Origin of the sequence: Allorhizocola rhizosphaerae (assembly GCF_003426775.1) — a bacterium.
Classification (GTDB): domain Bacteria; phylum Actinomycetota; class Actinomycetes; order Mycobacteriales; family Micromonosporaceae; genus Allorhizocola; species Allorhizocola rhizosphaerae.
The window spans coordinates 1-5,579 of sequence record NZ_QJUG01000356.1 but is presented as its reverse complement, the minus strand read 5'-3'; the positions used below and the strand labels follow the sequence as shown (position 1 = coordinate 5,579).

Here is a 5,579-nt window from a genome sequence, read left to right as displayed (position 1 = left end):
GCCCGGTGATGGCCGAGTGGACCTACGACACCGTGATGAAAGGCCAACTCACGTCGTCGACCCGCTACGTCGGTACCGACGCCTACACCACCCGGGTCACCGCCTTCGATGACGGCTACCGGCCGCTGCACACCGAAACCGTCATCCCCAACAGTGCAGTCAACGGCGCCCTAGCGGCGACTTACGCCTGGGACCACACATACAAACCCAACGGCGCACCCGCCACCACTATCCTGCCCGCCGTCGGCGGCCTCCCAGCCGAAACGCTCACCCACGGCTACGACAACAACGGCTACACCCAAACCCTGACCGGGGCCTGGACCGGAGGTTCACAGCCCTATCTGGCCGACAACGAGTACACCTACGACGGGCTGATCAGCAAACTTCGGCTGGGCGCGGCAGGCAAACGCGTCCTGCTCGACCACCACTACTCCGGCAGCACCCGCCGGCTGACCTCCCTGCGCACCTGGTTGGAATCACCAACCACGCCCGGCACCTACAGCGAAAAGTACGTCTACGATTACGGCTACGACGCGGCTGGCAACATCACCTCTGCAGCGGGGAAAACCGACGGCACCGCGGACCAGACCGAATGCTTCCGCTACGACCACCTACGCCGCCTGACCGAAGCCTGGACCCAAACCACCCTGGGCACCGGCTGCACCACCCCGCAACGCGCAGGCGCCGACCCATACTGGCGGCAATGGACCTTCGACGCGATCGGTAACCGGCTCACCCAAACCGACAAGAACCCTGCCGGCACCGACACCACCTGGACCTACACCGTCGGCACCACAGCCGGCGTCAAACCCCACCAACTCAGCCAGGTCACCGCCACCGGCCCCCTCGCCGGCACACCCACCCGCAGCTACACCTACGACACCGCCGGCAACACCCTGACGGCCACCACCCCCACCGGGATGGCACAAACCTTGACCTGGGACAAAGAAAACCACCTCGCCACTATCACCGAAGCCAGCGCCACCACGTCATACGTGTACGACGCCGGTGGCACGCGTCTCATCGCCCGTACCCCGGCCAAGACCACCCTCTACCTACCCGACGGCACCGAACTGGACCTGGCCTCCGGCGGCGGATCCGTGCTGGGCACCCGCTACTACGCCGGCATCGCCGTACGCGACCCCACCGGACTGAAATGGATCTGCACCAACCACCAAAACACGAGCATGGTTCAAATCGACGCCGTCACCCTGTCGGCCACGCGGCGGCGGATGCTGCCCTACGGCGAGGACCGCGGCACCCAACCCACCAGTTGGATGGGCACCAAAGGCTACGTCGGCGGCACCAAAGACACCACCGGCTACACCCACCTCGGCGCCAGAGAATACGACCCCACCCTCGGCCGATTCATCTCCGTCGACCCCATCATGGACCTCACCGACCCACAACAATGGCACGGCTACGCGTACGCTAACGGCAACCCGACCACGTTCTCCGACCCGTCGGGGTTGTGGAAAAAAGAGCCGCGTGAAGGCGGTAGCCCAACAGCACCGACCAATCCCGGACCTGGCGAACCCGGAGGCCCAAAGTCTCCATCGGCCCCTGGTTCCGGTCTGCCGTCTGGGAATACGGTCTTCTCGCACGAGGTGGACGAAGACGGGTGGGGATTCGATATCTTTGTCACCGATAACGGCCAGGTTTTCGTTAATGAATACGAAGTACCGCAGGTCGAGGGCGGGCCGACAGTAGAGCAGCTCATCAAAGCCTTGATGGATTACTGCTCGCATAAAGACATGTGCTACAAGATGCTGATGACCGGGGCGTACGACCTGGTCTATGCCGCGACAATCGATGCCTTCTCCACCGAGTACGCCAACGCCGTGGAGGGCCCGCTCGGAATTTGGGGCGTCATCGCGGCCGCGGCGACAGAATACGGCTTTACGGTCGCCGGCGGTATTAGCGGTCGAGCAATGATAAAACCTTTCGGAACGCCGACCAGCCCTGTATTCAGGCCGTGGAAGTGTGCCAACAGCTTCGATCCTGAAACAAAGGTTCTCCTGGCAGACGGTTCTACAAAACCGATCAAGTACATTAAACTCGGAGACACGGTGCTTGCCACCGACCCCGAGACAGGGATTACCGAACCACGCGAAGTCACTGACGTTATCACCGGCACCGGTGCTAAAGACCTCGTCGACGTCGCAATACAGACTTCTGGCGGCGATGAAGTTATCACCGCCACGGATAAGCATCCCTTCTGGGTAGAAGACACCCGTGACTGGGTGGATGCGGGACAGCTCGAAGCAGGCACGCGCCTGCTGACAGCCACTGGACAGACGGTAAAGGTATCACTGGTCCGTCACTACTCAAGACAGCAAACAGTCAACAACCTTACGGTTGCCGACATCCACACCTACTACGTCCTGGCTGGTAGCACTCCGGTCCTGGTGCACAACACGAATGGATGCCCCAGATTCGAAGTCGATGGCAATGGAAACGTCGTTGATTTGACATCGGGGACTACGCGGGTTGGTGTCCCGACTTTGCAGGGTGGAACCATTCAACAAGTAGGCGGTCGCATCTGGGGAAGCGGTAATCCCGAGCACCTGATTGGAACCAGAACACCACAGCAATTGCGTGATCTGGCAAGTCGCAGCGACGCTGAAAAACTTCAGGACTTCTATCGAAGTGCTCAACTGGATGGGAAGGGCGGAGCCACGGCCGGACACAGGGTTACGCTTCTTCAGGAAATCATCGATGCTTGGAGTTGATGCTGGTGAGCGACGCTGACGCCGCAACTACACGCCTTCGCTTCAAGGCGGCCTACAACGCGAGCGTGGAGGTTACCTTCGAACCCGTAGGAACTACCTTCGCGCTCGCTCCAGAGGACTTCATCTATCTTGAACTTCCCATTGGCGCGCTTCCAGAGGTGGAAGTGGTGGTCTGGCAGAACGGCATCGGGGTGTGGGTTCCATATCCCGGCGATTATGTAATTCTCGACAGCAATGGCAACGAACTTGATCGCCTATGAATGACAAGGAATGAACGTCAGATAAGGGCGAACGAAAGTCGATCGTTGCCGATATCTTGACCGGAGTGGTGCCACTACCAAGCGTATTGGCGCCAGGTCGGTGCGGTCATCGGCCGGCAGGGAAACATGAATCCGTCCATTTCGGATGCGGTGCAGTGCCTTGGGATCATGCCGAGCCGGGTCGCGTTCGTCAGTGACAGATGTTCAGAGCTGGCGTGGGCCAAGGAGGACGGGCTACTGTGCCTTCCGGTTGAAGGGGACGATCGCCGCAAGCATCTGTCCCGGTACGGCCCCGTGGTCGGCAACATCTGCAAACTGGCCGAAGCGATTAAGTCCGTGCCGTTGGCACACGCATGCCATTGAACGGCAAGAGCCGGCCGTAAACTCAAGACTGCGACAGGTGAGACTCGGTTCGGGGACAAGCGGTATCAGGTGATCCGGCCTGCAGCCCGTCCTCGGGGCGGGTCTCGCTGGCCGGATCCTTGGTATGTATTGGAACTGACCGCCGCCGCATACTCCCTGACGACTATGGCGCTGGCCCCGCGTTGCCGGGATGCCCCGGTTCCCGTCCCGTTGCGGGTTCAACGCCCCGCGGACCCTGACCCAGGCGGGTTCAAAGGGGGCAACGCAACGAGCTCAGCGAGTCGGACTCGAAAGCGGCGTCCATCAGTTCAACCGGGTCCCCGAGGCCAACATCGGCGGACCAAGAACGGTTTCACCCCGATCTCACGCCCACCGTCGGTACGCATGACTAGGAGGTGGGCGGCTGGTGGGCCTTGCGGCGACGGTTGTCTCCGACGAGCATAGGCCAGACGGTACGGGTTTGGTGACGGTGGCCGACCCGGTGGAGAGCCAGTTTCGGGTAGAGGGCGGCGATGCCGAGCGCGTTAATCCCTTCCGCTTCGGCGTGTCGCTCGTCTATTCGGCCTGGGCGATGAGCGAGTCAGCGATGGTCAGTGTGCCCGCGGCGTGATGGATTCGCTGTTCACCTTCGAACGCGGCGCTGGCGATCTGAAATCGCGTCGGCCGCGCGATTTCTTCATTTGCGAGATTCCACGGCGCGGCGGGGTCTGCGTCCGGCACGATGGACTGGCTGGTCGGCCGTCAAGACTCGATTGAGGCCAAGCTTGCCGCCCGGCACCTGACCGCGAAGGCGAACCCGTCACGGATGGCGCTGTTCGATCTGTCGTCATCCTGGGTGGAAGGCACCCGGTGTCCATTGGCGGCGCGGGGTTACTCCCGCGACGGCAAGAAGGGCAAAGCACAGATCGAGTACGGGCTGCTGACCGACCCGGCCGGGCGACCGGTGGCGGTGCGGGTCTTTCCCGGCGACACCGCCGACCCGACCGCGTTCGTCGAAGCGGTCACCGTGGTCAAAGACCGGTTCGGGCTGGCGGATCTGGTGATGGTCGGCGACCGCGGCATGATCACCAGCGCGCGGATCGACGCGCTCAAACAAGACACCCGGCTGGGTTGGCTGACCTGCCCACGCGCACCGGCGATCGCCAAACTCGCCGCCGATAACGGGCCGCTGCAAATGTCGCTGTTCGACACCCAAGATCTGGCTGAAATCACACACCCGGACTACCCCGACGAGCGGCTGGTCTGCTGCCGCAATCCGGCCCTGGCCACCCAGCGTGCCCGTAAACGCGAGGATCTGCTGGCCGCCACCGAAACCCTGCTGGCAAGAATCGCCGCACGCGTCGATGGCGGCGCCCTGTCCGGGGCTGACGCCATAGGCGTGGCGGTCGGCAAAGTCATCGACCGGTACAAGATGGCCAAACACTTCACCATCCACATCGGACAAACACAATTCACCTACCAACGCCACCAGGCCCGCATCGACGCCGAAAAGGCATTGGACGGCATCTACGTCATCCGCACCAGCGTGAATGCCGGCACCCTGAACGCCGCCGGGGTGGTCACCGCCTACAAACAACTATCCAACGTGGAACGCGACTTTCGGCACATCAAAACCGACGACCTCGCCCTGCGCCCCATCCACCACCGCCTCGAAGGCCGCGTCAAAGCCCACGTCCTGATCTGCATGCTGGCCGCCTACCTCGTATGGCACCTACGCCAAACTCTGGCCCGCTGACCTACACCGACACCGAAACACCAGCCCGCGACAACCCCGTCGCCCCAGCCCAACGCTCGGCCACCGCCGCCGGTAAAGCCTCCCGCCACCACGACCACACCGGCCAGCCCGTGCGCTCCTTCCGCACCCTGCTCACCCACCTGGGCACCCTGACCCGCAACCGCATCCACATCAACGGCACCGAATTCGACCAACTCACCGACCCCACACCCACCCAACGCCAAGCCTTCCAACTCCTCGCCACCCCTATCCCGATCACCCTCACGTAGCCAGAACCCCCAACCCAAAAACAACGAACCCCCCGCTCAGCAGGAGGTTCGCCTGTCAAACTTCACGTAACTTCGGTGAGACTGTGTAACGAACGGTGTTTCCGGCACCGACACGCTGAGTGAGGACTCGGCGGGAAAGGTGCCGTGATGACCACCACCACGACGCTGCGTGAGGCCACACTGGATGTTGTGGCATCGAAGAAGCGACCTGTGTCCAGCC

The 5,579-nt window shown here is 62.4% G+C and carries 5 protein-coding genes; all 5 read left to right on the top strand.

What is annotated here, in order from left to right:
- On the top strand, positions 1–2,732 hold a 2,732-nt coding region (locus tag DM816_RS39835), incomplete at its 5' end, for a polymorphic toxin-type HINT domain-containing protein (protein ID WP_281274407.1).
- Entirely contained in the window at positions 2,732–2,992 is a 261-nt protein-coding gene (locus tag DM816_RS39830) for a hypothetical protein (protein ID WP_117215643.1), read from the top strand. The genes DM816_RS39835 and DM816_RS39830, both read left to right, overlap by 1 nt.
- Before the next feature lie 769 nt (positions 2,993–3,761).
- Positions 3,762–3,965 carry a hypothetical protein gene (locus DM816_RS43310; protein ID WP_162908336.1) on the top strand — a complete coding sequence of 68 codons (204 nt, stop codon included), beginning with the start codon at positions 3,762–3,764 and terminating at the stop codon, positions 3,963–3,965.
- A gap of 111 nt (positions 3,966–4,076) precedes the next feature.
- Positions 4,077–5,090, top strand: coding sequence for an IS1634 family transposase (locus DM816_RS39820; RefSeq protein WP_117215641.1), 1,014 nt, complete (start codon positions 4,077–4,079; stop codon positions 5,088–5,090).
- On the top strand, positions 5,060–5,359 hold the full coding sequence (locus DM816_RS43305; protein WP_162908335.1) for a hypothetical protein: 300 nt from the start codon (positions 5,060–5,062) through the stop codon (positions 5,357–5,359). The genes DM816_RS39820 and DM816_RS43305 overlap by 31 nt, the downstream gene beginning before the upstream one ends.
- Positions 5,360–5,579: the final 220 nt, after the last annotated feature.

Bases quoted from the DNA above. Each gene is read 5' to 3' on its own strand.
- DM816_RS39820 (WP_117215641.1), top strand. From the start codon at position 4,077: ATGGACTGGCTGGTCGGCCGTCAAGACTCGATTGAGGCCAAGCTTGCC.
- DM816_RS43305 (WP_162908335.1), top strand. From the start codon at position 5,060: ATGGCACCTACGCCAAACTCTGGCCCGCTGACCTACACCGACACCGAA.
- DM816_RS39830 (WP_117215643.1), top strand. From the start codon at position 2,732: ATGCTGGTGAGCGACGCTGACGCCGCAACTACACGCCTTCGCTTCAAG.